Source organism: Methylobacterium sp. PvR107, assembly GCF_017833295.1.
Classification (GTDB): Bacteria; Pseudomonadota; Alphaproteobacteria; order Rhizobiales; family Beijerinckiaceae; genus Methylobacterium.
In genome coordinates this window covers 469755-495427 of the sequence record NZ_JAFIBW010000001.1, presented here as the reverse complement: position 1 = coordinate 495427, position 25673 = coordinate 469755, and the positions used below count along the sequence as shown (strand labels likewise).

The following is a 25673-nucleotide window of genomic DNA, read 5'->3' as shown; positions in this document are numbered from 1 at the left end:
CGATCCGATGCCTCCGGTCGGGCTCTGCCCTCCTTGCGTCATCAGATCGGCGGTTCCTCTCATCTTGATTGACGCGCTGGTCTCATCCTGATTGCCGCGCTGCACTCGGCGCGCACGGCTGGGGTTGTGCGGGCCTGAGGATGGATAGCGAGCATCAGCGGGCCCTCCTAGCAGCACGGCGGCGCACACCGTCGAACCGCCACGCATAGGCTTTGATGGCCCAACGCGCCGCATCCCAACGACGTTCCGCAACCACACAACTAACATTACAGTTGCAGGTTGAGGTTCCTATCTGAGAGGTTTCGGATGGGAGACTGCGATGTCCTCAGCCTCGCTCGAGTCTGTGTGATTGCGCCGGCGAGGCCGCATCGTGACTGACCGTGTGAAACGGCCACGGAGCTGCTATTCCGGCGCTCGACCATCGGCCGATCGCTACAGAAGCCCTGAAGCATTGGGGTTATCGATCCGTTGCTCGACAGAGTGTTCGGTTTCGCAAGACGAAAAGGCCCGCACCGGCGGACCGGGCGGCCTAAACTTCATTACCGATCGCCTATGGCCTAAGGGCAACAGCCTCTCACCCGTAGCATGCCTATAACACGGCCGGACAATGTCGGATTGCAGGCGATGAGCACAGCGACTGAACGGGCCGACGGAAAGGCCGCAAAGCCTGTTCCGGGTGAGGCGCGATCTGACCTCTATGATCCGCACTTCCCAGCGCGGCAGCGGACGAAAGAGGTGTCTGACCGCGTGCGCACCGAGACTTTCGACCCGCACTTCCCGTCGCTCAAACGGCACTAATCTCATTCAGGAAACCGTCAGTCGGGCACTGCCTTCCTCTCGAAGTACAGGGAGGGGCACCGTGGTCGATATCCGCATATCCGAGGACACAGACGGGCGCAGGACGGTCTACGCGCCGGGCCTGGTGGTCACTGATCTGACGCATGAGGACGCCGAGGCGTTCGCAGCGAGCTACCGCCGGGTCACTGCGGCCTGACGAAAAAGCCCCGCGCGGCGGTGCCGGCGGGGCTGAAGGTGCGGCGGCCGTCCAAGCTGCCGATGGCACGTGATAGCAGACGGTCGCGCACGAAAAAACCGCCGCGGCCGTAGCCGGGCGGTTGAAGGTTGGGTCTCGCCATGAGTGCTTGGTAGACCCGCGACCAGAGGCGCGGTTCCGGTCAGCCGGGTGCCTTCTTCGGCGCCGTCCGGTTGCCAATCTCGAATCCCGGGACCTGAGGCCCCCAAGCCGTGGGGCGGCTGCAGCGTCAGCAAGCACCGCCCGGAGACATGTTTGCACCATGCCGACGTTGGAGTCGGGCCTGCGCCAGCCAGCCTTGTTGCCCGCGGCCTGCAGGTCGCCCAGCTCGCCGGCGCGGGCCTTTTTCGTGATCAGCGACTACCAGCCGAAAGGCTCGAACCTACGCTGCCGGAGAGCTGGCTCGGGGTGCCCAGCTGCGTTCCGTTCGGGTTAGAGTTGAGGTCCGTATCCGGCGAGACGAGGCCGCCGGGTGAGGGGTTTGTCGACTGAGCCGGCTCAAACACCTGCTTGCCGCCAGCTAAAGGAACGATGACGCGCTCTGGCCGGATCTGTGTCTCACACAGGCCTTGGCAGATCGGTACCATGACGTCGGTCGGCTGGCAGATTGGCTTCATCTCGCCCTGGATGCACGTACAGCGGCACAGCGCCGAAGCAGGGGCTGGAAGCAGCAGCAGCGAGGCCGCGAGCAGCATAGTACGCATGTTGATCGGTCCGATTTGGGCAGTGGCGTTCAGGGCTGATAGCACAGTCGCGGCGGCATCTCGTACGCGGTCTTAGCCTTTGGGCTGTCATGCGATCCCGCCGCGGGAGGGCTGCACATTCAGCGCCTGCCCTGCCAAATGACCGGCGCCGACAATCCTCCATCCCGGGTTCGCCAAGCGTAGACGGCCGATGCTGTCCTGCGCGGGATTCAGGCTGGACGAGATGGCCTCATAGGGCCCCGTCATCGCTGGTGAGATCAGACGCTCCCCAGTCCTGTGAGAAAATTGAGGCGAAGGCGAGCGCACTTTCGGCCCCGTCGGTTCAACGCTTTGGCCTTTTCATAAGCCTCAGCGCGGCATCATGCGCTCGGGCTAGGCCTAGCAGATCCCCATTCGTTGGCAGATCACGAAGCTCGCCGGGCTCGCCGGCACGGCAGGTTCTTGCGTGCGCTTGAACCAACCCGCCAACTCGGACTCGCTGATCTTCCGGCAGATCTCGTCTACCGTCGCATCCTTTCAGGGGCGGCCGAGCAAATCGGTGAGTGCGTGGATCTTGGTGGTCTGGCCGCCGCGCGACGGGCCGATGGCCTGGGCCTGCGCCCCCCTTTATGGATGGCCCGCCCCTCACCGGGCTGCCCTGCTAGGCTGGCAGGGTAGCGGAGATGAGGAACGGAGCGAGACGATGCCGATCACGGTGTTGGGGATCGACCTGGGCAAGAACAGCTGCAGCCTCGTCGGGCTGGACGCGACCGGGCGTGTTGTGCTGCGGCGGCGCATGCGGCGTGAGAGCGTGATCGCCTTCGGTGCGCAGTTGCCGTCCTGCGTTGTGGCGATGGAGGCGTGTTGCGGTGCCCATCACATGGGTCGAACGCTGGCAGCCCAGGGGCACACCGTTCGGCTGATGTCGCCCGAGTACGTGCGCCCCTACGTCAAGGCTCAGAAGAACGACGACCGTGATGCCGAGGCGATTGCCGAAGCGGCGACGCGTCCGACCATGCGCTTCGTGGCCCTCAAGTCGGAAGCGCAACTCGACATGCAGACCCTGCACCGGGTCCGCGATCAGCTCGTCGGCGAGCGGACAGCCCTGATGAACCAGATCCGCGCCATCCTGCTGGAGCGTGGCCATGTCGTGCCGCAGGGTCGTGCCAGATTGGCCGCCCGCCTCGCAAGCCTGCTCGACGACGAGGCAGCCACGGATCTCACACCCCGTATGCGGACCCTCGTGACGGACGTGCGCGAGCGCTGGCAGTTCCTCGATCAGCGCATCGCTGCCCTTGATGCCGAGTTCAGCGAGCAGGCCCGCTCGGATGAGAGTGCACGTCGGCTGACAACCATCCCCGGTATCGGCGCGCTCAACGCGACCGCCCTGGTGGCCGCCATCGGCGACGTGACGACCTTCGCGCGCGGACGTGATCTGGCAGCTTGGCTCGGCCTTGTGCCGCGGCAGGTCACGACCGGCGGACGGCCTAAACTCGTCGGCATCACCAAGCGCGGCAGCAAGTACCTGCGCAAGATGCTGATCCAGGGTGCACGGGCCGCGATGCCGACGCTCCAGCAGAGTGAGACCCGCCTCGGGCAGTGGCTGCGCGGGCTTCTGGCGCGGGCGCACGCCAACACAGCCGTGGTCGCGCTGGCCGCCAAGATGGCCAGGACTGTCTGGGCGCTCCTGCGCCATGAGCGCGTTTACGAGGCGGCTGTCATCGCCGCCTGAACCAAGCTTGGTCGGCGAAGCCTTCGCCGGCCTTCCGATGTCTGCGTGTGGTGCGAGGAAGATGGCCTGACAGTCGATCGGTGTTCTGGAAGCCTTTGGCTGGCAAATGGCGCTCGACGCCGACCCCTTTATGAGGCCCAGGACGCGCGGATCTCCATCTTGGCCAACGGCTCGCCGGAAGGCCGGATACGTTTGTGCAGACTGCCCAGACCAGCGGAACCAGAGCCACTTGCGGACGGGGCGGGCCATACGTTGCCATGGGCCAAGCGGTTAGCGCGAACGTAACCGCTGTCGAAGGCGGCTGCGTCGCCGGCCCATCCGGCCTTGGCCAGCGCGGCGAGCGTCACTTTCCAGAAGCCGCGGCGCGACCAGTGATTGAAGCGGTTGTAGATTGTGGTGCGCGGTCCGTAGGCGCGCGGGCAATCGCTCCAGCGGCAGCCGGAAGTGATACCATTTCCGGTTGATTAGTTCGGTGTGGATTTCTGAGGCCACCAGCGGAAGAGCGTGTTGTCTCGGCGGATGTCTGGTTGAGCTTCGAGGTCGCGGCAGCGCTGCTCGATGCGGTCCTGGATCTCGGCGATCCGGTCGAAATGCCGGTTGACGATCGGCTCGTCGACGAGGCGCCAGAGATGCTCGGCGGGTTGGAGTTCAGGGGTGTAGGGCGGCAGGTGGATGAGCCTCAGGCCGTCGGGCACCCGCAGTCCCGGCTCAGTGTGCCAGCCGGCCCCGTCGAGCAGCAGGAGGATCGTGCGCTGTGGGCCTGCGCCGGCTTCCTGCGCGAACAGGGCGAGCAAGCGCTCGAACAGCGGCTTGGAGACGCCGTTGCCGACGTACCAGTGGCTCTCGCCGGTGGCCGGCGCCACAAAAGCGGTGACGTAGAGCCACGCGTAGCGGTGATGGCCAAGCGCGGTGGGCCGCTGGCCACGCGGGGCCCAGACCCGGCGGGTCACGGGCTTCAGCCCGATGCGGTGCTCGTCCGTGCAGAAGAGCGTGACCGGGCGGGCGGGCTGGCGCGCCTCTTCCTCGGCGAGCGTGGCGGCGAGTTTTTTTTGAAGGCTTCCTGCGCGTCGGGGCCGGCCGCAGCCGGGTTCTCCGGGCGCGGCGCCTGGATCGACCAGCCGAGCGCCTGCAGCGCGTCCCAGGCCCGCTGCGGGTAGACCGAGACGAGGCCGAGATCCTGCGCCATCCAGACCGCGATCTTGGTGGTGGTCCACACGCCCCCGTCGGGCGGTGGCGTCTCCAGCCGCCTGCGCAGGCGGCCCAGGAGTTCGGGCGTCAGCAGCCGCGCCCGCGCGCCGTTGCGGCGGCGGCGATCACCCAGCGCCTCGGGACCGACCTGATTGTAGCGGCTCGCCAGTTGCTCAAGCCAGCGCGGCACGAAGCCGGTGACGGCCGCCGTCGCCGACACCGGCTGCCCCCAGGCCAGAAGCCAGATCGCCTGGTAGTGCCGTGCCGCGCAGGCATCCGCGCTGGTGCGGGCACGCCGACCCAGTTCCTCGACGCTCAGATGATCGGCGATGTGGGCCATGTCCGCCTCCGCGAGAAGGCACACACGCTAACCCCGCGCCGCGCCAGCGGGAATCCGCCCCGAGTCGATCAGCCGGAAACGGTATGAGAACATGCAGGATGCCGGAGATGATTTGCCGGTCGTCCTTCCGCTCAGGTCCGGGCTGATCCCTAGGCATGAACGGCGCGATCACCGCCCACTGCTCATCCGAGAGCCAGAACAGGTCCGCCAGCGCTACCTCCAAGCCGAAAAACGACCGCCTAGTGCAGTGACGCGACGGAGGATTCACGTGTACGATGAGACGTGGGAGTCTGGGCCATGGCTCAGAAGGTATGCGTGCTCCTCGATGCGACCGACGCGGGACGGTTGGCTACGATTGCCAGCGACCGCTCCCGTCCGCTCAAGCACATCCAGCGCGCCCGCATCGTCCTGCTCTCGGCCGAGCGCCTGAGCGTCCAAGATGTGGCCCGGCGGGCGGGCGTCAGCCGCCCGGCCGTGTGGCGCTGGCAGTGGCGCTACGCCGAGGCGGGTGTCGAAGGTCTGCTGCGCGACAAGACGCGCCCGCCCGGCACGCCGCCCCACTCGACCGAGACGGTGGCCGAGGTGCTGGCGCTGACCTGCTCGGAGCCGCCGGGCGAGGTCACGCACTGGACCGGCCGTGCCGTAGCCCACGCGGTCGGGATCTCGTTGCGCGCCGTGCAGCGGATCTGGGACGCTTACCGCCTACAGCCGCATCGTCTGCGTACGTTCAAGCGCTCGCGCGATCCTGCCTTCGCCGCCAAGGTCGAGGATGTGGTCGGCCACAACAAAAGACCCACCCGCCCACGCGGTGGTGCTGTCCATCGATGAGAAGAGCCAGATCCAGGCGCTGGAACGGACCCGCCCCGACCGTCCGCTCGCTCCCGGCCATCCCGCCGCTCAGACCCACGACTACACCCGCCACGGCACGACGACACTGTTTGCCGCCCTCGACGTCTTGGCGGGTACCGTGCTCGGCCGCTGCATGCAGCACCACCGGAACGGTGAGTTCATCCGGTTCCTCAACGCCGTCGAGGCCACCGTCCCGCCCGGCAAGGCGATCCACGCCATCCTCGACAATGTCGCCACCCACAAACATCCGAAGGTGTGCGCCTGGCTTGCCCGTCACCCGCGCTGGACCTTCCACTTCACCCCGACCTCGGCCTCCTGGCTCAACGCCATCGAGGGCTTCTTCTCAGCGCTGACCCGCCGTCGGCTGCGACGCGCCTCCTTCACCGGCGTCGTCGATCTGCAGGCAGCGATCAAACGCTACATCGCCGAGCACAATCGACGCGCCAGACCTTTCGTCTGGACCAAACCCGCCACCGACATCCTCGCAGCCGTCAGCCAATCCCCTGAACCTTCCGTCTGAGTCAGTGCACTAGAAGCACAAAACGACAAACCCAACGGCGGCCCAAAGGGCAAGCTCGCGATGCGGGGCGGCGGGCGGCGATGGCGCCTGTGTCCCCGGACACCTATCATTAGGCGATCCTCGCCAACGGTACCGTCGCTGATCTCACCGTGCCGGTGTTTCATGGCACAACCACCACGCCGCGATCCCCGCTCGTCTCGGCCAGGACGCCTAAGCCATGCCGATCCTTCGCCGTTCCCTCTTGGCGAGCGCCATCCTTCCGATCGGGGGCGCGCCGGGCGTAGACGGTCGAGCCGGCAAAGACGGTGGTGTTGGGGCGCCAGGCGTCATCCGGTCGATTGCCGGCGTCTCGGAAGCTGACATCACACTCGCTGACATCGGAGCGCAGCCGTCCACAGTCCCGGCACTGTTCCCGAACGGCGCGCCCGCCCTGATCTCCGATCTGATGGCCGAGTTCGTCACGGGCCGGAAGTTCGGTCTGCGCGGGGACGCGTCCGACCAGACCGCGCAGCTCAATCACGCGCTGGCGGAGGCTAACGGAACCGGCAAGAAGCTGCGCCTGATGGCCGGGGCCTATGGCGTCAACCCGAGCGACGTTGATCGCTGCCTGACGGCGCCCGGCGGCGTCAGCATCGTGGCAGAAGGCCGCAACCGGGCCATCATCTTCCCGATGGACGGCGTGGGGCCGCAACATTCGATTTTCAAGATTGCGCCTAAGGCGGCGGTATCCCTGGAGTTCATGGATATCGAAGGACTGCTGATCTACCCCGCAGGAGCGGATGGCCATACGAAACGCGGCGGCAAGGGCCTGCACATAGACACGACTGGCGTCGTGAGCGGATTGAACCTTGCCGCCCTCAACATGCGGCGGGTCTACTTCGCCGCGGGCAACGATTACAGCGTCTATATCGTCAACGACATCTCGAAGCAGTCGCAGGGCGCCCCGTCGAATAGCCTGTTCGACACCTGCTTCTTCTTCGACGGGTTCTTTGCGCGCGGCGTCGGCGACTCCAACCGCTGGGCCAACTGCGTCTTCCAGACGACCTCAACTACCCGGAACATGATCGACATCGCGCTCGTGGATACGAGCAGGGGTGGTAATGGCGCCTCGGTCGCCATCTTCGACACATGCAATGTCACCGGCCTGGGCGCCATCGTCCTCCGCGCGGGTCGCCGCTTCGAGTTCCGTGGCCTCAACTCGGAACTCGGCAACACCCCCGGCTCGACCGGGAGCAACGGCGCGCTGATCGACATCCTGGGCGACCTCGGGCGGGTTCATGGCGTCAAGTTCACGGGCGGCCTCGCCGCGCTGTTCGGCGATACCGCAGCCACGCGCCTAATCCGCATTGGCAACGCGCAGGATGTCGACGTCGACGGGATGGAGCTCTCGAACGGCACCATGAACTTCATGGCTGCCGCGATCGAGATCACGGCCGATGCCACGGACACGCACGTCGGCTGGACCTCGAGCCTCGACGCGACGAGGTTCGCGAAGATTGCGAACGACGCCGGCATGGGCACGCGCGGCGTCATCCAGAAACCAACCCTGGCCAAGAGCTGGTCCAATCTCGGTTCCGGCTACGACGGCGCCTCGTTCCAGAAGGATCGCTACGGCCGCGTCACGCTCGACGGCTTGCTGTCCGGCAGCGGGATCGTCGCGGGCGGCGTCACCGTGTTCACGCTACCAGCCGGGTTCCGCCCGGCGGGGATGAAGCGCTGCCTCGCCTACGCAATTGTCGGAGGGCCAGCCGTGACTGTTCCGGTGGACATCCTGCCCAACGGCGCCGTCGTTTACAACGGGCCCGCTGGCGCCACGCAGCTCGCTCTAAGTGGTGTCGCGTTTCAGACGCCTTCGTTCCACACGAGCGCATAATCGTGACTGCTCCCCGCTGAACCGGCGGCCGTCGCGGCCTTCGACCGGCGTGACCGTGATCCGATTCAAGGCGACCTCCGGCTTCGTCGTGCTCTCGCTCCATCAGGTGAAGGCGGTGGGCTCGGCGCTGTTCGCGCACACGCAGGCCTGCTTCGACGCCGAGGATCGGGCCGATGCCGGCCTCGCGGCAAAGCCACCGACCGTGACCACGACGGATCAAGTCGAAGCGATGTTCGCCGTCGGACGTGGTCGCCTTCGTTGAGGGCAGCGAATCCGAGCAGCTGCAGGCCATGGTCCGCTTCATCAAGGTCAACTACCTCGACGATGAGCTCCGGGCGCACAACTGGCCCGCGTTTGCGCGGCTACAATGGGCCGAGCTACGCCGAGAACGGCTACCACACGAAGCTCGCGGTCCGGTTCGCTTTCTGGCGGAAGATCCCGGACACGCCCTGGTCGCCGCCCACCCCCGCCGTCGCCGCGATCCTGGCCGAGCCGACCACCGACGAGCTCTTCCGGCAGGCCAACCGCGTCACGGCATGACGATCAGCGGCTGCCTGAGGATCTCGGCACATGCAGTGGCATCAATCGGCAGCAGCTCGCACGATCTCATCCGGGGTTAGGGACTCGCCGTCGGGACCGCGCACGTCAAGCACGTGCTCGCCCCGCGCCAACGCTGCGCGAGCCAGCTTGATCGCCTCCTGCCGGGACCCGCACTCGTCGGTGACGACTGCCATGTGCGTCACCTTGACAGGGTCTGCGTGGGTGATGTGCCAAGCCATGTCGCTCTCCTTCGATCCACGTGTTCGCTCAGGTAGCGCCCGGGGCGCTGTCGTCGAGAACGGCACCCTGGTCGCCCAGTACACCAACGCCTCCACAATCGACGCGTTCGCGATCGACGAGCCGTGAAACCTCAACTTCTTCCCGGCCGCTGACGCTGGCGACCTGAGCGCCGGTAGGTCCCGGGCGCACTCTCAGCAGGAACATCCAATGATCCGCACGCTTCTCGCGGCGCCAGCGCTCGCCTGCGCGCTCTCCGGCCATGCCCGGGCCGTCGATAGTGATGGCACGCACCCGGACGACCGGCTCACTCCAGGCGAGATCCGCACCATCGACCGTGCGGAGATCTGCGGTCACACGACAGGCGAGTTCCGGAACGTGTCGGTGACGACGACGATCGCCGCTGGGCGCGCCTACGGCCTGATGAGCTCGAAGGTCGGCTGGTGCGCCGTCGAGGAACTCGGAGGCTCCATTGGCCGCTGGCGTGATCTCAAGGATCGAGTGCGCAGGACCGAAACCGCTGAGGGGCGTGATGATGGTCAGGTTGTTGCCCTCGCCCTCGATCGAGGTGCCGTTGCTGACGACACAGGCCGTCGAGGTCGAGGGGTTCACACCATACAGGCCGACCGCGAGGCGGAGCCGCTTGCCGATCTGCCAACAGGCGTTCAGGGCCGCGTTGAGCCCCGCCGTCTGATCGCTGCCGTCGCCCGTCAGGCCAAACTTGCGTCCGGTTACGAATTGCTCGCGCAGGTCGCCGACATAGGCAGGCGCCGCGCCCGCGAAGCGCGGCTCTGCCCGCACGTTGCGCGCCGCGAGGAGCGCTCCACCGAGCGCGCCTGCACCTGCTGCGGCGATCGAGGCGGCGACATGAGGGCGGGCCGGATCTGGGATCATGAGGGTCCTTGTATCGGTCTCGGCTGCGGCGGCACGACCGTCGTAGACCGAGGCAGCGACGGTCTGCGAACCCACCCGCGTCGCGTGCGAACGGAACGCCCCGCAGGATACCGCACGCGACGGGGGCACCCGCACAGGCGGGCCTGGGCCGCCGCGATGTTCCCGATCGCCGGACGCCAGCAAGGGAACCCCCGTCGCGCCGAGCCCCGTCCACGCATTCTTAGTACACGCCCGTCGGACGAGCATCGCGCGTGCCGTCTCACCGTCCGCCCCCACTCACGGGCCCGACTTACGGGAACGCCAAATCGACCACCTCATCCCGGCCGCCGCGCCGCCCGAGGCCCTCGTCGGCAAAATGAAAGCATCCCCGCTTCGCCAAGACGTCCGTGATACAGGCCAACCATTCGGCCGGTGTCGCATCCCAGGGAAAGACGGCGCCCTCATCAAGATCCCTCACGCGCTCCTCGAAGGCGCCAATGTTGGAACACAGGACCGAGAGGCCCAGGCGCAGCGCGGCGGAGAGCGTGAATGACCATGTTTCCGGGCACTGGGCGGGGAACCACACCAGATCCGGATCTTCGCGTCTCAGCAGGTCGCTCAGTTCAGCATCGGCGTACCGACCGGTGACCCTCACGTTCTCGCCCAGGTCGTCGCCTTCATCGCAGTAGCCGATTATGACAAAGCTCAGCTCAAGACCCTTCTTCCGAGCGAGATCGAATACAGCTCGGGCGATATCTATTCCCTTATGCTGCTGCATGTAGCCTATCAACGCCACCTTGGCAGAACCTCGGACCCTCCGGTCCGACTTTGGGTCCGGCGATTGCAAGGCGGAGTGCCCCGCGTCGAACGTTTCGTAAGGCACAACATCGATCGCGACCCAAGGATAGATTTTCTCAACGCGACGCGACACGTCGGCCGACGGAGCGATCACCCGGCTTGCCGCTTCGAACAGCCAGCGATGTGCTCTCTGCCACGATCTGATCGTGCCGTGGCCCATACCGGTCGCGGCACGCTGCAACGCCGCATAATGGAGCTCCAGCTCGTCCCCGACGAACGTCCCGTCCGGGCCTAGCAGATGCGGCTGCGGCGACAGCAGGAAGTAATCGTGCAGGTACAAGGTTATGGGAGCGTCGAGCGCGGCGATGATATCCTTGATCGATCGAAAGCCCTGGATATGATGCAGCTCGATGCTCGTAAGGCGACAGCTCTGTAACAAAGAGACTAAGTCTTGCGTCCGAAGAGACGGGATCGCAACCTCCATGTCCGAGGTCGGATCGCGAAATCTAAGAATATAATCAGCCTGTGTTGTGGTCAGAACGACGATATTACATCGGTCGATCAGCGTCTGAACTCGCTCCTCGACGAATCTTGCCACGCCCCCACCCCAGCGGTGCGAGATTAGGAGAACGCTGGGTACCGTCCCATCCAGAAAATACTGGACTTGGCCAATCGAGTGCTCTGCCTTTCTGCCCAGCGTGTCGACCAGGCTGTGAATCGCCTCACCTGGATGAGATCGGATGAGCCCTGCGATCGCACTCTTGGGCCGGTCTTCGGGGTCGCGTCCGAGGGTGAGAGCATCCAGTGTAGCCGCTGTGAGGTCTTCAGACGGTTGACGACCCTCGGCCTCACCCCACTGCTCGAAGTGATAGAGCGGGTCGCATCGGACCTCGGCAACATCCGGGTAGGTCGCCAAGTAATAGGCGTCATCGAAGAAGGCATTTGGCGTGAGACCGATCCTTCGGCCGACATGGAGAAAATGACCGAGAGATGTCTGCGGCGCTCGCAAGCGACACGCCGTCAGAAACCTTCGATACCAAGCCTCGTCGAACAATGGGTGCGGATCGATCCCTTTCGCGGAACCGATGAGAACGTAGTGGGCTAGGGGATTGTGAGGACGTGGAACAGCACCACTTTGCTCGACGTAGAAGGACACGTCGAAGAGCGGATTCGGGCGATAGCCCAACTCGGCACCGTACTTGAGGAAATGCTGAAGGGGATCTTCCTCCTGCGCGACGAAGTCGCCGTACATCAAAGCATACCAGGCAGGATCGAACAACCCAGATGCCCGAATCGCCCACTCATCTTCGTGATCCATCAACAATCCCGAACCGTTAAAATAGTAGGCGGCAAATGCGTTGGTCGCTGCTCTTCATCGCTCAGCCAAAGCCCTCCGCCTCCAGTAAACGAGCTCCTGGTTAGCGTCCGAAATATCCTGAGACAGAAGTGCCAGCCGCTGGCTCATGATCTCGATCTCACGGTCCCGGCACTCGAGCAGCTTGGCAGCTGATCGCGATCCGTCATGCACGCGCGCCAACTCACTCATGAGCTCGTCGTTCGAAGACATGCAACGCTCATAGTCCGAATTACAAGTATAGTATCTAAGTTCCGCCTCTTGCAGCGCGCGCAGCGACGCCTCGAGATCTTCGGCCAAGCTTGATCGCGCCAAGTCCAGGCAGGCGCGAAGTTCCCTCAGACAGGTATCGTCCCGGGGGACGACGTGCGCCCTGAGGATTGTCTGAATGCATTCCGCTTCAGCGGTTCTCGCGGCCGGCTGCCCGGGTTGGTTCCACGATGTGTAAGCGCGCGGCGGAAGTCGGTCGAATCGAACGGCGTCTAGGCGCCCTTCTTGCGCGCCGTGTTTGATAAAATGCAGCAAGGGGTTGATGCCCGCGCTCCGGATATCTGGATAATGCGAGAGGTATAGAGCACCATCGAAACCGAGGTCGGGTCCTCGTCCTTCGGCTCCGCCGTGCCTGAGGTAATGCTCGGACGCCTTCAGAACGGTTTTAGGGACATCCGGGTTGGCGTTGATGTATGCGGTCGCCTCAAACAACCCCGACACGAGAATAACCACGCACTCGATAGCTTCAGAGTCGAATAGTCTCGCCCGCGGCCGTCCAAGCCTCGGAGGCCACCCAACCGGATGTCGACCGTGATCCGTCTGCAGCAACGCGCCGGCTTCAAAGATGCTGCAAGCCAGAGACAGGACTTCCACCTGCCAGGATTTCCACAGTAGAGCCAGATGTGTCCGGTTGAAGATCATGAGCTTCCGCGAGTGGCCGCGCCGATGGGTTTGCAGATTTAATGAGATCTCAGATGTCTGTTACTCTCATTGATCGGATTTTAGTTTTCAACGGCTACGGTACCTCGGCACCGTGATCCGCCGCCGCCAAGACCGAGGGATCAACATCGCAAGCTACAATTGCTGCGACAGTCTGCGGCGCTCGACGCGCAGATGCCGCGAGATCGCGTAGTTCATCGCCGTCAGGAATCCGTAGGCGCCGCGTACGAAACGGCGGCCGAGATAGGCCTTCAGGAAATTGCCCGGCAGCTCGACGAAGACCCGCCAGGTCGGGATCACCACGCCCCGCGCTTCGAGGTCGTCCGCCTGCTGGTCGGAGTAGCGGTTCAGCTTGCCGAGCTGGTCGCCGAGCGAGCGCACCGTGAAATGGTGAATCACGCCCCTGAGCCGCGCCGGTTTCACCCCGGGCTCCAGCGCCACCCGGTAGTGGACCGGCGAGGCGAAATAGCGGCCCCAGTCCTTCCGGTAGAGCCGAACCGGCGTCAGCGTGTACGCGACCGGGTGCGGCCGGCCCTCGCCGGAGAAGATCTCCACGATGTCGATCCGCCACGCCGGCCGGCGCTGCTCGCCCGCGGCCCAGAGGCCCCAGATCTCCCGGACCAGCTCCGGCGGCACCACCTCGTCGGCGTCGAGGTTCAGGAGCCAGACGTGCCGGCGCTGCTACTCGGCGAAGCGCTTCTGCGGGCCGTAGCCCGGCGAGGCATTGTGCAGCACCCGCGCCGAGGGATGCCGCCAGCGCCTGCGTGCTGTCCGTGGAGCCCGAATCGACCACCACGAGGTCGTCTGTCAGGCCGCGCACCGCCCGGCTCGTCGCCCTGATCCGGTCCGCCACGTTGTGAGCGATGATGAAGACCGACAGCGGCAGCATAACCCTGGACCTAAACCCTCAGCGGTGAGATCACCAGCCCGACGGTATAAGGCGCACTCCCAACCAACGGGCGGCTTCGACCGGTGCTCGCGAGCAAGTCCGACGCCCTTTGGTGCCATAGCACCTGAAGCCGATCAGCCACGCTATAGCCACGATCCTGAGGCATGTCGACACGGCCGAGCGGGGCCGCAAGCGACCGAAGCGCGTGCGCCTACTTCTGAACCGCGCGAGCCCGGGACGGATCGCGGCAGGGTTGCGACGGTCAGCGGCTTCGGCCTCACCGGCCCCGGAACTCCGAAGAGCGCGTGCTAGGAACCGGAAGCTTGAACGATTATCAGGGCCTGCAACTCCTTATTGCACCGCGATCGCCGTTTTGCCGAAAGGTCGTGGCCTGTATAGCCGAAGCAGGACTGCAAGATCAAATCGCTCTGCAGATCGTAGACCCTTGGACCGACGAGCGCCTGCGTGCGGCGAACCCGCTGTGCAAGGTCCCGACACTGATGTTGACCGACGGTACCGCGCTGTTCGACTCTGCGGTGATCGTCCAATACATCCAGGATAGGTCAGGTGCCGCGTTGATCCCTCGGGGTGAGTCGCGATGGGACGCGCTTCGCCGTGAGGCCCAGGCCGACGGCCTCGCCGACGCGGTCATCCGTCGGTTTGTGGAGCGGAGCGGCTCGGACGGCGATCGCGCATCGAAGGTTGTCCGTCGCCAGGAGCAGGCCATCGACGCAGCCCTGGGGCGCTTCGAGCAGGCGCCGGCCTGGGTGGACTTGCCCGTCGATGTCGGCCACATAGCCCTGGCCTGCGCGATCGATTACCTCAATCGGCGCTCCCCAGAGCTCGATTGGAGCGCCGGCAGGCCCTTGCTCGTAGAATGGTTTTATGATTTCCGTACGCGACCCTCGTTCGTAGTCGCCTCTTCGACAGGCGTAGAGCAGTCTGGCTCGATCGTCCAAGGGTGACATCTCAGATAAATTCGCGGCGCACGAGGTAGGGGCTGGAACTTCAGATCTTGAGGTAAATGCTCCAGTTCGCCAGCGAGGATGTTTGCCAGCGAGGATGCTATAGTGAGGGTTGCAGTCCTAGGCGTCTCCGGCATGCTCGGAAGTGCCGCGTTTCACATTCTCTCCGAGCGACTCCCCGGCCAAGTCTGCGGTACGGCGCGCTCGTCGGCCATCCTGCGGGCTTTCCAGCCGGAGGCGGCGGAGAACATCGCCGTTGGGCTGGACGTGCAAGATTTCGACGCCCTAGCGGGATTTTTGCGCGAAACGCGGCCGACGGTCATCGTGAACTGCATCGGCGTCGTGAAGCAACTCGCCACCGCCGAGGATCCGCTGACTGCAATCCCCATCAATTCTCTTTTGCCCCATCGATTGGCTCGCTTAGCGGATCTGATTGGTGCACGACTGATCCATGTCAGCACTGATTGCGTGTTTACCGGAGAAAAGGGCGGCTACACCGAGGGGGATCGTCCTGACGCGAAGGACCTTTACGGGCGCTCGAAACTTTTGGGCGAAGTCGATTACGAGAACGCGATCACGCTCCGCACCTCCATCATCGGTCATGAAATCGGCAGCCAGAACGGTCTCGTCGAGTGGTTTCTCGCACAGCAGGGGCGCGTCAAAGGATACCGGAACGCGATCTTCTCCGGCTTGACCACCGATGAGCTCGTGCGGGTCATCGTGGATTACGTGATGCCGGCCCCCGAGCTGCGCGGCGTGTATCACGTCAGCGTCGATCCAATCAGCAAGTTTGACCTGCTCTCGATCGTCAAAAACGCCTATGGTCGGACGACAGAAATCGAGCCGGACGACGAGATCGCCGTCGATAGGTCGTTAGATTCACGTCGTTTCCGCTCCGCTGTGGGATACGTGCCTTCGCACTGGCCCGATCTCATTAAGCGCATGCGCGCGTTTCAAGAAACGTTCTTATCACAGGTGTGATGATGTTCGCTGGCAAAACGCTTCTGATAACTGGCGGCACTGGCTCGTTTGGCAACGCTGTCGTCCAGCGGTTCCTCGCGACGGACATCGGACAGATCCGCATTTTCAGCCGAGACGAGAAAAAACAGGAGGACATGCGTCTACTGCTCCGTGACCCTCGCGTGCGATTTTTCATTGGGGATGTCCGCGAGTACGGATCGATCGCTCAGGCGACGAAGGGCGTAGACTACATTTTTCATGCCGCCGCACTCAAGCAGGTTCCTTCCTGCGAGTTCTATCCGATGGAGGCGGTTCGAACGAACATCCTTGGTGCCGAGAACGCGCTCAACGCTGCCGTCCAAAATGGGGTCGAGCGCATGGTCGTGCTCTCCACCGACAAGGCAGTCTATCCCATCAATGCGATGGGTCTCAGCAAAGCCATGATGGAAAAGCTGACGATCGCCAAATCGCGGATGCTGGACAGAAACGATACCATTCTCTGCGCGACCCGCTATGGTAACGTGATGGCCTCCCGCGGATCTGTGATACCTCTATTCGTGAATCAGATCAAAGAAGGAAAAGACATAACCATAACCGATCCCACGATGACGCGCTTCTTGATGTCACTTGAGGAATCGGTTGATCTGGTGCTTTTCGCCTACCAACATGGCAGCCAAGGCGACATCTTCGTACAGAAGGCCCCGGCCTGTACCGTGGCGGATTTGGCGGAAGCCCTGAGGACGATTTTTAAGGCGCGCAACGAGATCAAGATCATCGGCACGCGTCATGGCGAGAAGCTCTTCGAGTCTCTGGTCTCGCGCGAAGAAATGGCGCGGGCGGATGATCTGGAGGGCTTCTATCGTATTCCGGCCGACGACCGCGACCTCAATTACTCGAAATTCTTTACGGCCGGCGAGACCGCGATCAGTGCCGCAGAAGACTACACATCGCACAACACCACTCGCCTTGATCAAAAGCAGGTTGTAGATTTGCTGATGGGCTTGGATTACATCCAGCGTGAACTCAAGGCATATGAGCGGTGAGCGAGCCGGACACAGTGTGTTCCTGACCTGTGAGAGCGTGCGCGTCGACGGTTCGCCGGAGGCTCAATTAGATCGGAATACACATGCGTAAGATCCTCACAATCGTCGGAACCCGCCCCGAACTAATCAAGATGTCACTGGTGATTCGGAAGCTTGATCATTTGACCGATCACGTCCTAGTCCATACCGGGCAGAATTATGATTACGAGCTGAATCAGGTTTTTTTCGACGATCTCGGGATCCGGAAGCCCAATTATTTCCTCGATGCGGCTGGCTCGGGCGCCGTTTCGACCATCGCGCGCGTCATCGAGCGCTCCGACGAGATCTTCGCGCGCGAGAAGCCGGAAGCCGTTCTCATCTACGGTGACACCAACTCGGGCCTGTCGGTCATCGCCGCGAAAAGGCACAAGATTCCGATCTTTCACATGGAAGCTGGTAACCGCTGTTTCGACCAGCGGGTTCCGGAGGAAATCAATCGCAAGGTCATCGATCATCTGAGCGATGTAAACATCGTCCTAACGGAACATGCGCGTCGGTACCTTTTGGCTGAAGGGCTGCCGGCTCAGCGGATATTCAAAGTCGGTTCGCACATGAAGGAGGTGCTCGCCGAATTCGCCCCGAAAATCGCGTCGTCTGATATCCTCGACAAGCTGAATTTAGTAAAGGACAAGTACTTTATCGTCTCCGCCCATCGCGAGGAGAATGTCGACTCCCCGGCGCGGCTAAGCGCATTCTTGGAGGAGCTGCTTCACCTAGACCAGACCTTCGGCCTCCCGATCATCATGTCAGTGCACCCGCGTACGCGCGCGCGCCTCGACGCGATGGGCGGCGCCAATGTCCCCGCCGCCGTGCAGTTCTTGCGGCCTTTCGGGTTCACGGACTACATAAGGTTGCAGCAGGATGCGTTCTGCGTCCTGTCGGACAGCGGTACCATTACTGAGGAAGCCTCGCTTCTTGACTTGCCCGCGGTGACCTTTCGTGATGCCCACGAGCGCCCCGAGGGGATGGACGCCGGCACTCTAGTTGTGGCGCCCCTCGGAAAATCCTCGTTTGTTGACGCGGTAAACACCGTACGAGATGGGCACGGTGGCAATTGCAAATTTAGCGGTTCGGTCAACGATTACGACGCGGATGCAGTATCTTCAAAGATAGTCCGCATCGTCTTGTCGAATATCGACTACGTAAATCAGACGGTCTGGTTCAAGCATTAGCTAGTGGTGCGAGTCTAACGTTTGGTGCCCGCGTTTGGCGGTCTGGATGATGCGATCTGGGTCTGCCGTCCAGACGAAGGGCTTCGGGTTTCCGTTGCTCTCGGCGATGAAGCGTTTGATGGCGGCCTGCGCCTCGACCAGTGATCCGAACATGCCCCGTCGCAGCCGGCGCTTCGCGAGCTTGGCGAAGAAGCCCTCGACGGCGTTAAGCCAGGAGGCGGAGGTGGGCGTAAAGTGTAAGGTCCAGCGCGGATGGCGGTCGAGCCAGGCGCGGACCTTCGGGTGTTTGCGGACGGCATAATTGTCCAAGATCGCGTGGAGGACCTTACCGGTGGGGACCGCCGCCTCGACCGCATAGAGGACGCGGATGAACTCTTGATGCCGATGGCGCTGCATACACCGGCCGATCACCTTGCCCTCCAAGACGTCCAGAGCGGCAAACAAGGTCGTGGTGCCGTGGCGCTTGTAGTCGTGGGTGCGTGTCGTCGGCTTACTCGGCTTCATCGGCAATGGGTCCTGCGTGCGAGCGAGTGCCTGGATCTGAGACTGCTCGTCGACGGAGAGCACCACGGCATGGGCCGGTGGATCGACGTAGAGCCCGACCACATCGCGCAATTTGGCGGCGAAGGCCGGGTCGGTAGAGAGCTTGAACTGCCGCACCCGGTGCGGCTGCAGGCCGTGCCCGCGCCAGATCCGCTGCACCGACGAGTCGCTGATGGATACAGCCTTGGCCATGGCAGCCGCCGTCTAATGCGTGGTCTCGCCGGGTGGCTCGCCTTGCGTCAGGGCCACGACGCGCGCCGCCACCGCCGGACTGAGCGGCGGGATGCGTGCCGGGCACGTCTTGTCTCGAAGGAGTCCATCGATGCCCTCCCGTGCGAAGCGCTCCTGCCAGCGCCAGACCGCAGTCTTGGATACGCCCGCCTCATGCATGATCGCGTGGGTGCCCAGACCATCGGCGCTCAGCAGCACGATGCGAGCGCGCCAGACATGCTTCTGCGCTGTGTTGCGGCCAGCCACGAGGGCTTCGAGCCGAAGGCGATCCGAGGCGGCAAGCGAGAAGGAGATTCCGCCGAGCATCCGGTCAGACTCGCAGGGCACGGCCCAAACCGAAACCTCGGACGGACTCAGCCGTCAGATTGCGACCACTAGTCCACACGAAGATCGGGCTTTCGACGCGCCAACTCTACACACATGTGGAGCAAAAGCTGTAGTTAAATTGAGCGTTCCGATTTTGAAGAGGTGCAGACAGCATCCCTGAAATAAGTTGATGCGCCTGTCGAACTTCGCGCGCTGGTAGAGCCGACAGCGGATGGTCCAGCTCTACACGGCATCGTGTTCGGTCCAATTGAGGCGTGAGCGCAAACATGGAAGCGACTATCCTCTGCTCATCGGCCTTGTCCCGCTCTGGCAAGTCGACGACTCCTAACGCTCTGCTGTGTCTTCGCGTCGCGCACAACCGGGCGGCCGCGATCGTGAATGGCGATGAGTTGCGCCATGGGGTGAGCCGAGACGCATCCCCCTCCACCAAGCTCGGCGATGAACCGCTTCACTGGGGGGCGGATCACCGGTCGTCGCGGCAGGCCGAGGATAAGCCGCCCCAAAGCCCGTTGAACGGCATGGCATTTCCTTCCCGGATCAGGACCTCAGGTGCTCAAAATCTGGACGGACCTGGGATTGGCCTGGTTCGGAGGACATCGTCACTCCTTTCGTGCGCCGCCTTTCCGATGCTCAGGAGCGGTCCGCCGTATCCCTGGACCAGCACGCCTCAGGCCATAGAGCCCAGGTCGCGCCGATGCAATGATAGCGCCTCTGCGTCTGCGCGGCGCGCTACTTCGGAGCGTCTCACGCCTCTCACTCCATGAGGGCTATCAAGCAATCGTCGACGGACGGAAGATCAGGGATTTCCGGAATGCAAAAATGATCATCTTCAAAGCAGGCTTGGCTCAGTATCCTGCTCATCTTTCCTGAGCAGATGACGTTCCTGTGGACCATCAAGGTCGAAAGACGGCGAGCGTCGGCCGGGCGATGGACTGTCTCGGATACGAAGTCAGCGCCGTCTGTGAGGTCGGTGGTCGAGCCTCGACGGGCGATCATTGCCGATCCCGAGGTCGCCATCGCCAATCCGGCTTGTTGCATGAAGAGCATCTGAGTCTGAAGCTTGTCCTCAAAATATAAGGATCTCTCGTCGGCGAATGCTATGTATTCTCCACTAGCATAAAAGAGGCAGCGATTGAGCAAATTTAGGTTGTCATTTTCTTCAAATCTAATTTGCTTGATCCTGTCGTCCGACTGCGACCAGCGACGAAGGATCGTTTTATCGCCGAGCGCATCTGGCGTAGCCAGCAGAAGTTCGAATGTCCGATGGGTTTGCCTAAGGATGCTTGCAGCCGTCATTAAGCATTCTTGTACATTCTTGGTCGCGACCAATACAACACTCACCAAGGTGTCAGCGTAAACCTTGGATGATAAGGATTTGAGATGCGCGGCCGCATGCTTGTAGGGGGTGGTCGCGAGAAACTTGGCCAAGCCGTCGAAATACAGTTGACTGCTGCCCGCGATCTGTGCTCGCTCAACCGCCGTTCGCTGGCACGCGATATCGATCCACAGACTGTCGCCCTCTACGACCGCCTCAGGGTGGCGAGTGCCCTGATTAGAGTGGATGCGATAGCTGACGAGCGGAGTCGGGAGAAGGAAAAAATCGTGCTTCTGGAGAATTTTGCTCCAGAGCGCATAATCCTGAACATACTTCAGGCTTGCGTCGAACGGGCCAAACGCTCTCATCACGTGAGTGGGGATGAAAAGTGTGCATCCATTGATTGCGCTGTCAAGCAATGCTCTCTTTGGGTGGGTCGCGTACTTAACGAAATTGAGCCGGCTGTCGTCGATTTTGTAGCCCTGGCTATTGATGTAGAAAACATCGCTGAATATGATGGCGCTTCTTTTATTTAAAGCCCTATAATACTCAACCTGAAGCTCTACCTTCTCTCGGCGATGGACGTCATCATGACTGAGCCAAGTAAAGAAATCGCCCTCCATTATGTCGAGAATGTGGTTCATCGCTCCTGCGACACCGAGATTTCTTTGATGCAGGTACTTGATCTTTCCACCGTAACGCAATGCGACGTCGCGGGTGCGCCCGCCATCGTCAGACCCGTCGTCCAAAACGATGATTTCAACGTTCTCATAAGTCTGTCTGAGTGCGCTGTCGATTGCATCGCTAAGGTAATCGGCGCCATTGTAGACAGGAATTGCAATTGTTACCTTCGGAGAGGTGTGTGCCAAGACTGAAATCTCTTCAATAATCGCCTGCAAGCGACGTGCAATTGATACGCGTCACTCCACGGTGACGGATTTGGCGAGGTTTCTGGGCTGGTCGACGTCTTTGCCCATGACCACGGCGGTGTGGTAGGCGAGCAGCTGGATCGGCACCGCGTACACGATCGGCGCCACGGTCGCGTCCACCGCCGGCATCGTGACCGTCGCCAGCGTGTCCAGGCCGTGCGCGGCCGCCCCTTGCGCGTCCCCGATCAGCACGATCCGCCCGCCGCGCGCCGCCACCTCCTGCATGTTCGACACCGTCTTGTCGAACACCCCGTCATGCGGCGCGATCACGATCACCGGCACGGCCGCGTCGATCAGCGCGATCGGGCCGTGCTTCAGCTCCCCCGCCGCGTAGCCCTCCGCGTGGATGTAGCTGATCTCCTTCAGCTTCAGCGCGCCCTCCAGCGCCATCGGGTAGCTCGTGCCCCGGCCGAGATACAGGACGTCCCGCGCCTGCGCGACCTCCCGGGCCAGGCCGGCGATCGCCGCCTCCCGGCTCAGCGCCTCCGCCATCAGGCCCGGCGCCCGGATCAGCGCCTCCACCAGCCGCGCCTCGCCCGAAGCGTCCAGCGTGCCCCGCACCCGCCCCGCCGCGATCGCCAGGCACAGCAGAACCGTCAGCTGGCACGAGAACGCCTTCGTCGAGGCCACCCCGATCTCCGGACCCGCCAGCGTCGGCATCACCACCGCCGATTCCCGCGCGATCGTCGAGCTCGGCACGTTGACCACGCTCAAGGTGTGCTGGCCCTGGGCCTTGGCGTAGCGCAGCGAGGCCAGCGTGTCGGCGGTCTCGCCCGATTGCGAGATCACCAGCGTCAGCCCGTCCCGCTCCAGCGGCGCCTCGCGGTAGCGCGCCTCGGAGGCGACGTCGATCTCCACCGGCAGCCGCGCCAGCTGCTCGAACCAGTAGCGCGCCACCAGGCCGGCATAATACGCCGTGCCGCAGGCCGTGATCGACATCCGGCCGAGCTTGGCGAAGTCGAACGGCAGTGCCTCGGGCAGCACCACCCGGCTGCTCGCCAGGTCGACGTAGTGGGCCAGCGTGCGCCCGACCACCTCGGGCTGCTCGTGGATCTCCTTGGCCATGAAGTGGCGGTATTCGCCCTTGTCGACCCGGTAGGCCTGGGTGGCGATCGTCTGGCGCGGGCGCTGGACGATCGCCCCGGACGCGTCGCGGATCTCGGCGCCGTCGCGGGTCAGGATCGCCCAGTCGCCCTCGTCGAGATAGGTGATCGCGTCGGTGAAGGGGGCCAGCGCCAGGGCGTCGGAGCCGAGATAGGTCTCGCCCGCGCCGAAGCCGATCGCCAGCGGCGCGCCGTGGCGGGCGCCGATCAGCAGGTTGTCGGCGCCGGCGAAGATGAAGGCGAGCGCGAAGGCGCCGCGCAGCCGCGGCAGGGCGGCGGCGACCGCCTCGACCGGCCCCAGGCCGCGGTCGATGCTGCGGCTGACCAGCTGGGCGACGACCTCGGTGTCGGTCTCGGTCTCGAACACGACGCCCTCGGCCTCGAGCTCGGCCTTGAGCGCGCGGAAGTTCTCGATGATGCCGTTGTGGACGACCGCGAGGTTCCGGGTGGCGTGGGGATGGGCGTTGGTCTCGTTGGGCCGGCCGTGGGTGGCCCAGCGGGTGTGGCCGATGCCGATCGTGCCGGTGAGCGGCTCCTGCGCGAGCCTGGCCTCGAGGTTGGCGAGCTTGCCGGCGGCGCGGCGGCGCGCGAGCCGGCCGTGCTCGAGGGTGGCCAGACCGGCGGAATCGTAGCCGCGGTATTCGAGCCGGCGCAGGGCCTCGATCACCTGCCCCGCCACCGCGTCGCGCCCGACGATGCCGACGATGCCGCACATGGATGTGTCTCTCGCTCTGAGACCGGCACCCGTCGTGCTGGGCGCTTTCGATGGAAGGACGGCCGCGGCTGAAGCGCCCGCACGCACGAGCAGCATGGGGCTCCGGCCCCACCCGCTGTAAGGCCAAATTCAGCTTGTACCTATCACTACGCCTCGCATCCAGCCCCAGCTGTCGCAGGAGTGTCATAATCGAGGGTGTCCCGACTGCTCGGGATTTTGCCTCCGCGTAACCGTGATAGCTGTCAGGGTGGGTGGCTGAGGACGACATTACAATGTGGGCTGCGCCACGTCGGGGACCTGCTGAGGTGGCCGAGGATGGCCTGTCAGACCGCCGGCATCGTGGGATGAGGGGGCGGCAGCCGATTCTTTTTTCCGCTCTGCCGTATCGAGGCGACTGGACCAGAGGCAGGCGTGAGCCATCATCGTCATCAGCACATGCCGGGTTAGTCCTGTCCAGCATCGGCTTTAGCGCGCACTTGCGGTGCGAACCCGGTCGATCTCGACCAATGCGATCTCTGCCTTAGTTCGTGCGCGGCGTAGATTCCCCGGCACACCGGCCTGTGCTATTCGGTCGAGATCACCCGTCCAGACTTCGGGCAAGAACGCCTCAGCCCGACGGCTACGGACTCCTCACCACGCGCCAGCGTGAGCGAGACCAGCGACTGGCAGTTGGCGTTCTTGCCGAGCGTGGTGGCGTATTGCGGCGCGACCCCGACCGAGTGCTCGCCCTTCTTGGGCAGGGCCGTGTTGTCGACCACCAGAATCGCATCCGGAGCGCCGACCAGGCGATCGGCCTCTGCGACGAGCGCCTGCTCCACAGATCGTGCTCGTCCCGAAGCTGGACGCGCATCTCCTCCAAGGTGATGCCGTCCTTCTCGTCGATCAGGCCGCGCTGGAACGCCTCGTGCGGATTGAGCTTCGACCGGCGTGGCCGTCAATGCGGACGGGCGGCCACCGTCCCGGTCGTCGTGAGCGCGGCCATCCAGCGGATCGAGGTGGCGACACCGACCCTAAAACCGCGCGGCCACCTGCTGGCGCGAGATCGTTGCGGCGGCTTCCACGACCCGCTCGCGTAGATCCTGGCTGTAAGGTCGTTCCATCCATCGCTCCTCCCCAGAGCGACCAATGAATCAGCCCGTCGCCTCTCCATGAATCCTACCTCTTCGACTCCGCGCAACCAAAAACGCTCTAGCCCAACGAGGAGGACTTCTCTGCCTGCCGCCTCGTCTAGGACAAAATTACACCGTCTTGTGGACACGCTAGCCTCCCGTTGATCGGAATGCCACGTATGCCCAGCACTAGCGGTTCGGCGATAGCATGGCGCGAACAGCACCTCACTTGCAGCCGCAGAGTGATCCGTCGGCAGGTCGACGCATCCGCGACGTGGCCCACGCACGACCCTCGATCCTGTTGGGACTCACATCAGTGGGATGAGAACCCGCGCAGGAAGTGGTGCGACGGCCATCGCGGATGGCAGACACAGGGCTTCGGCAGCGACGCCGATTGTCCGATTATCGAAACGGGCGTTCAGGCGGTCTCGGCACATAGTCGCTCATGAGGTCGTTGGCCTGGCCGGCAGTTTGCGCCTTCAACTGGATAAGGAATTAAGATGCCGTGGCAGTTTAATCTTGACGAACAAGGACGGTCACCTGAGCGTGAGCATACCATTGCGGAGTGCAAACGTTGCTGGTCCTATGAATCGCCTTTTCCGGACTATGATTTGATCACCGAAGAAGTGCGTTCTCGCGATATTTACGGCCGCCTTCGCATTCCTTATGACGAGAACCTGAGTCAATTGGCAGAGATCGTTACGCGCTATATTTCGGAGTGGAACCCGAGAATAGATGACGATGGGAAATCTTTCTGCAAGACCCCAACGATAAATTACTCCTTTCCCGAATATGACGCCTTCATAGTTCACTGCCTAGTGCGGCACCTGAAGCCCAAGCGCATCATTGAACTCGGCTCGGGCATGTCGACTCGTGTGCTTGTTGATGCGGGAAACCGCAATCAAACGCCACCGTCAATCACTTGTGTAGACAAATACACGTTTGATTCGACTAAGGCTGTGTTAGGCCAGCTCGGCGTAAAATTCCTAGATCAAGATATCACCGCGATCAGCATGGAACTTTATGAGGCGCTGGAAGAAAATGATGTTCTATTTATCGACTCGAGTCACGTGCTGAAGAATTTTGGCGACGTCGAGCTTGAGTTTATGATGATACTACCGACGCTGAAGCCGGGCGTCGTGGTACACGTGCATGATATTTTTTTACCGTATAATTATCCAAGTGATTGGATAATCGATTGGAAGTGTGTTTTGACTGAGCAGCAGGTGCTCGCGGCTTATCTCCACGACAATGCGCGGGTCGAGATCTTGGCTGCAAATGCTTACAATTCCGCGCGCGGCATCTGCGTTCCTGAGGAAATCGAGTACAAGGCCGGCGGATCTTTTTGGTTCAAGATAAAATAGATGGCTGCATATTAGATGT

General features: G+C 63.0%; 19 protein-coding genes and 8 pseudogenes. 11 read left to right on the top strand and 16 right to left on the bottom strand.

From position 1 onward, the window contains the following. The first annotated feature begins 859 nt into the window (after positions 1–859). On the top strand, positions 860–994 hold the full coding sequence (locus JOE48_RS30755; RefSeq protein WP_312893045.1) for a hypothetical protein: 135 nt from the start codon (positions 860–862) through the stop codon (positions 992–994). Positions 995–1386: 392 nt separating this feature from the next. Here JOE48_RS30755 and JOE48_RS02180 read toward each other — a convergent pair whose 3' ends face one another. Then, a complete protein-coding gene (locus tag JOE48_RS02180; RefSeq protein WP_245252688.1) occupies positions 1387–1728 on the bottom strand; it encodes a hypothetical protein in 342 nt (113 codons plus the stop codon). 528 nt (positions 1729–2256) lie between these two features. Then, positions 2257–2340, bottom strand: a pseudogene (locus JOE48_RS02175) (IS5/IS1182 family transposase); the annotation flags it as partial. Between the two features lie 79 nt (positions 2341–2419). Here JOE48_RS02175 and JOE48_RS02170 point away from each other — a divergent pair. Continuing rightward, positions 2420–3448, top strand: coding sequence for an IS110 family transposase (locus tag JOE48_RS02170; protein ID WP_210026649.1), 1029 nt, complete (start codon positions 2420–2422; stop codon positions 3446–3448). A 128-nt stretch (positions 3449–3576) separates the two neighbouring features. Here JOE48_RS02170 and JOE48_RS31150 read toward each other — a convergent pair whose 3' ends face one another. From JOE48_RS31150 to JOE48_RS02150, 4 genes and pseudogenes are all read right to left on the bottom strand, one after another. After that, entirely contained in the window at positions 3577–3897 is a 321-nt protein-coding gene (locus tag JOE48_RS31150) for a transposase (protein WP_409518627.1), read from the bottom strand. 15 nt (positions 3898–3912) lie between these two features. Further along, the gene (locus JOE48_RS02160) at positions 3913–4566 is read right to left on the bottom strand and encodes an IS630 family transposase (RefSeq protein ID WP_245253050.1); all 654 of its coding nucleotides are present in this window, start codon (positions 4564–4566) and stop codon (positions 3913–3915) included. Continuing rightward, a pseudogene (locus tag JOE48_RS02155) lies at positions 4500–4976 on the bottom strand (helix-turn-helix domain-containing protein); the annotation flags it as partial. The pseudogene JOE48_RS02155 and the gene JOE48_RS02160, both read right to left, overlap by 67 nt. Before the next feature lie 85 nt (positions 4977–5061). Continuing rightward, positions 5062–5187, bottom strand: a pseudogene (locus JOE48_RS02150) (transposase); the annotation flags it as partial. Positions 5188–5273: 86 nt separating this feature from the next. On the opposite strand from JOE48_RS02150, the pseudogene JOE48_RS02145 reads away from it, so the two are divergent. From JOE48_RS02145 to JOE48_RS30070, 4 genes and pseudogenes are all read left to right on the top strand, one after another. Continuing rightward, positions 5274–6345 (top strand): annotated as a pseudogene (locus JOE48_RS02145) (IS630 family transposase). Between the two features lie 217 nt (positions 6346–6562). Then, positions 6563–8218, top strand: a complete 1656-nt coding sequence (locus JOE48_RS02140) for a hypothetical protein (RefSeq protein WP_210026690.1) — start codon at positions 6563–6565, stop codon at positions 8216–8218. Positions 8219–8267: 49 nt separating this feature from the next. Next, complete coding sequence (locus JOE48_RS02135; protein ID WP_210026689.1) at positions 8268–8480, top strand: hypothetical protein; 213 nt, start codon at positions 8268–8270, stop codon at positions 8478–8480. Between the two features lie 92 nt (positions 8481–8572). Then, a complete protein-coding gene (locus JOE48_RS30070; protein ID WP_245253602.1) occupies positions 8573–8758 on the top strand; it encodes an N-acetylmuramidase domain-containing protein in 186 nt (61 codons plus the stop codon). Between the two features lie 41 nt (positions 8759–8799). On the opposite strand, the gene JOE48_RS02125 is transcribed toward JOE48_RS30070, so the two are convergent. The 5 genes and pseudogenes from JOE48_RS02125 to JOE48_RS02105 all read right to left on the bottom strand — a co-directional run bounded on the left by JOE48_RS02125 (position 8800) and on the right by JOE48_RS02105 (position 13839). Then, a complete protein-coding gene (locus JOE48_RS02125) occupies positions 8800–8997 on the bottom strand; it encodes a hypothetical protein (RefSeq protein WP_210026686.1) in 198 nt (65 codons plus the stop codon). Between the two features lie 28 nt (positions 8998–9025). After that, complete coding sequence (locus JOE48_RS02120) at positions 9026–9964, bottom strand: hypothetical protein (protein ID WP_210026684.1); 939 nt, start codon at positions 9962–9964, stop codon at positions 9026–9028. A 214-nt stretch (positions 9965–10178) separates the two neighbouring features. Beyond that, complete coding sequence (locus JOE48_RS02115; protein ID WP_210026677.1) at positions 10179–11984, bottom strand: glycosyltransferase; 1806 nt, start codon at positions 11982–11984, stop codon at positions 10179–10181. 54 nt (positions 11985–12038) lie between these two features. Further along, positions 12039–12932, bottom strand: coding sequence for a hypothetical protein (locus JOE48_RS02110; RefSeq protein ID WP_210026675.1), 894 nt, complete (start codon positions 12930–12932; stop codon positions 12039–12041). A gap of 153 nt (positions 12933–13085) precedes the next feature. Next, positions 13086–13839 (bottom strand): annotated as a pseudogene (locus JOE48_RS02105) (glycosyltransferase family 2 protein). 323 nt (positions 13840–14162) lie between these two features. Here JOE48_RS02105 and JOE48_RS02100 point away from each other — a divergent pair. From JOE48_RS02100 to wecB, 4 genes are all read left to right on the top strand, one after another. Beyond that, on the top strand, positions 14163–14804 hold the full coding sequence (locus tag JOE48_RS02100; RefSeq protein ID WP_210026673.1) for a glutathione S-transferase family protein: 642 nt from the start codon (positions 14163–14165) through the stop codon (positions 14802–14804). A gap of 81 nt (positions 14805–14885) precedes the next feature. Next, the gene (locus JOE48_RS02095; protein ID WP_280921287.1) at positions 14886–15785 is read left to right on the top strand and encodes a dTDP-4-dehydrorhamnose reductase family protein; all 900 of its coding nucleotides are present in this window, start codon (positions 14886–14888) and stop codon (positions 15783–15785) included. A gap of 2 nt (positions 15786–15787) precedes the next feature. After that, on the top strand, positions 15788–16807 hold the full coding sequence (locus JOE48_RS02090; protein WP_210035510.1) for a polysaccharide biosynthesis protein: 1020 nt from the start codon (positions 15788–15790) through the stop codon (positions 16805–16807). 83 nt (positions 16808–16890) lie between these two features. Beyond that, entirely contained in the window at positions 16891–18018 is a 1128-nt protein-coding gene (gene wecB, locus JOE48_RS02085) for a non-hydrolyzing UDP-N-acetylglucosamine 2-epimerase (RefSeq protein ID WP_210026669.1), read from the top strand. On the opposite strand, the pseudogene JOE48_RS02080 reads toward wecB, so the two are convergent. The 5 genes and pseudogenes from JOE48_RS02080 to JOE48_RS31145 all read right to left on the bottom strand — a co-directional run. Then, positions 18019–19098, bottom strand: a pseudogene (locus JOE48_RS02080) (IS630 family transposase). A gap of 774 nt (positions 19099–19872) precedes the next feature. Next, the gene (locus JOE48_RS02075; protein ID WP_210026660.1) at positions 19873–21303 is read right to left on the bottom strand and encodes a glycosyltransferase family 2 protein; all 1431 of its coding nucleotides are present in this window, start codon (positions 21301–21303) and stop codon (positions 19873–19875) included. 51 nt (positions 21304–21354) lie between these two features. Beyond that, positions 21355–23181, bottom strand: coding sequence for a glutamine--fructose-6-phosphate transaminase (isomerizing) (gene glmS, locus JOE48_RS02070; protein WP_210026657.1), 1827 nt, complete (start codon positions 23179–23181; stop codon positions 21355–21357). A 468-nt stretch (positions 23182–23649) separates the two neighbouring features. Continuing rightward, a pseudogene (locus JOE48_RS02065) lies at positions 23650–23981 on the bottom strand (transposase); the annotation flags it as partial. A gap of 17 nt (positions 23982–23998) precedes the next feature. Continuing rightward, positions 23999–24281 (bottom strand): annotated as a pseudogene (locus JOE48_RS31145) (IS630 family transposase); the annotation flags it as partial. A gap of 509 nt (positions 24282–24790) precedes the next feature. Here JOE48_RS31145 and JOE48_RS02055 point away from each other — a divergent pair. Further along, the gene (locus JOE48_RS02055; RefSeq protein WP_210026655.1) at positions 24791–25654 is read left to right on the top strand and encodes a class I SAM-dependent methyltransferase; all 864 of its coding nucleotides are present in this window, start codon (positions 24791–24793) and stop codon (positions 25652–25654) included. The last annotated feature ends 19 nt before the right edge of the window (positions 25655–25673 follow it).

Excerpts from the sequence above, each read along its gene's own strand:
- JOE48_RS02090 (WP_210035510.1), top strand. The coding sequence starts at position 15,788 with ATGTTCGCTGGCAAAACGCTTCTGATAACTGGCGGCACTGGCTCGTTT.
- JOE48_RS02140 (WP_210026690.1), top strand. The coding sequence starts at position 6,563 with ATGCCGATCCTTCGCCGTTCCCTCTTGGCGAGCGCCATCCTTCCGATC.
- JOE48_RS02055 (WP_210026655.1), top strand. The coding sequence starts at position 24,791 with ATGCCGTGGCAGTTTAATCTTGACGAACAAGGACGGTCACCTGAGCGT.
- wecB (WP_210026669.1), top strand. The coding sequence starts at position 16,891 with ATGCGTAAGATCCTCACAATCGTCGGAACCCGCCCCGAACTAATCAAG.
- JOE48_RS02125 (WP_210026686.1), bottom strand. The coding sequence starts at position 8,997 with ATGGCTTGGCACATCACCCACGCAGACCCTGTCAAGGTGACGCACATG.
- JOE48_RS02110 (WP_210026675.1), bottom strand. The coding sequence starts at position 12,932 with ATGATCTTCAACCGGACACATCTGGCTCTACTGTGGAAATCCTGGCAG.
- JOE48_RS02180 (WP_245252688.1), bottom strand. The coding sequence starts at position 1,728 with ATGCTGCTCGCGGCCTCGCTGCTGCTGCTTCCAGCCCCTGCTTCGGCG.
- glmS (WP_210026657.1), bottom strand. The coding sequence starts at position 23,181 with ATGTGCGGCATCGTCGGCATCGTCGGGCGCGACGCGGTGGCGGGGCAG.
- JOE48_RS02095 (WP_280921287.1), top strand. The coding sequence starts at position 14,886 with ATGTTTGCCAGCGAGGATGCTATAGTGAGGGTTGCAGTCCTAGGCGTC.
- JOE48_RS02115 (WP_210026677.1), bottom strand. The coding sequence starts at position 11,984 with ATGGATCACGAAGATGAGTGGGCGATTCGGGCATCTGGGTTGTTCGAT.
- JOE48_RS02170 (WP_210026649.1), top strand. The coding sequence starts at position 2,420 with ATGCCGATCACGGTGTTGGGGATCGACCTGGGCAAGAACAGCTGCAGC.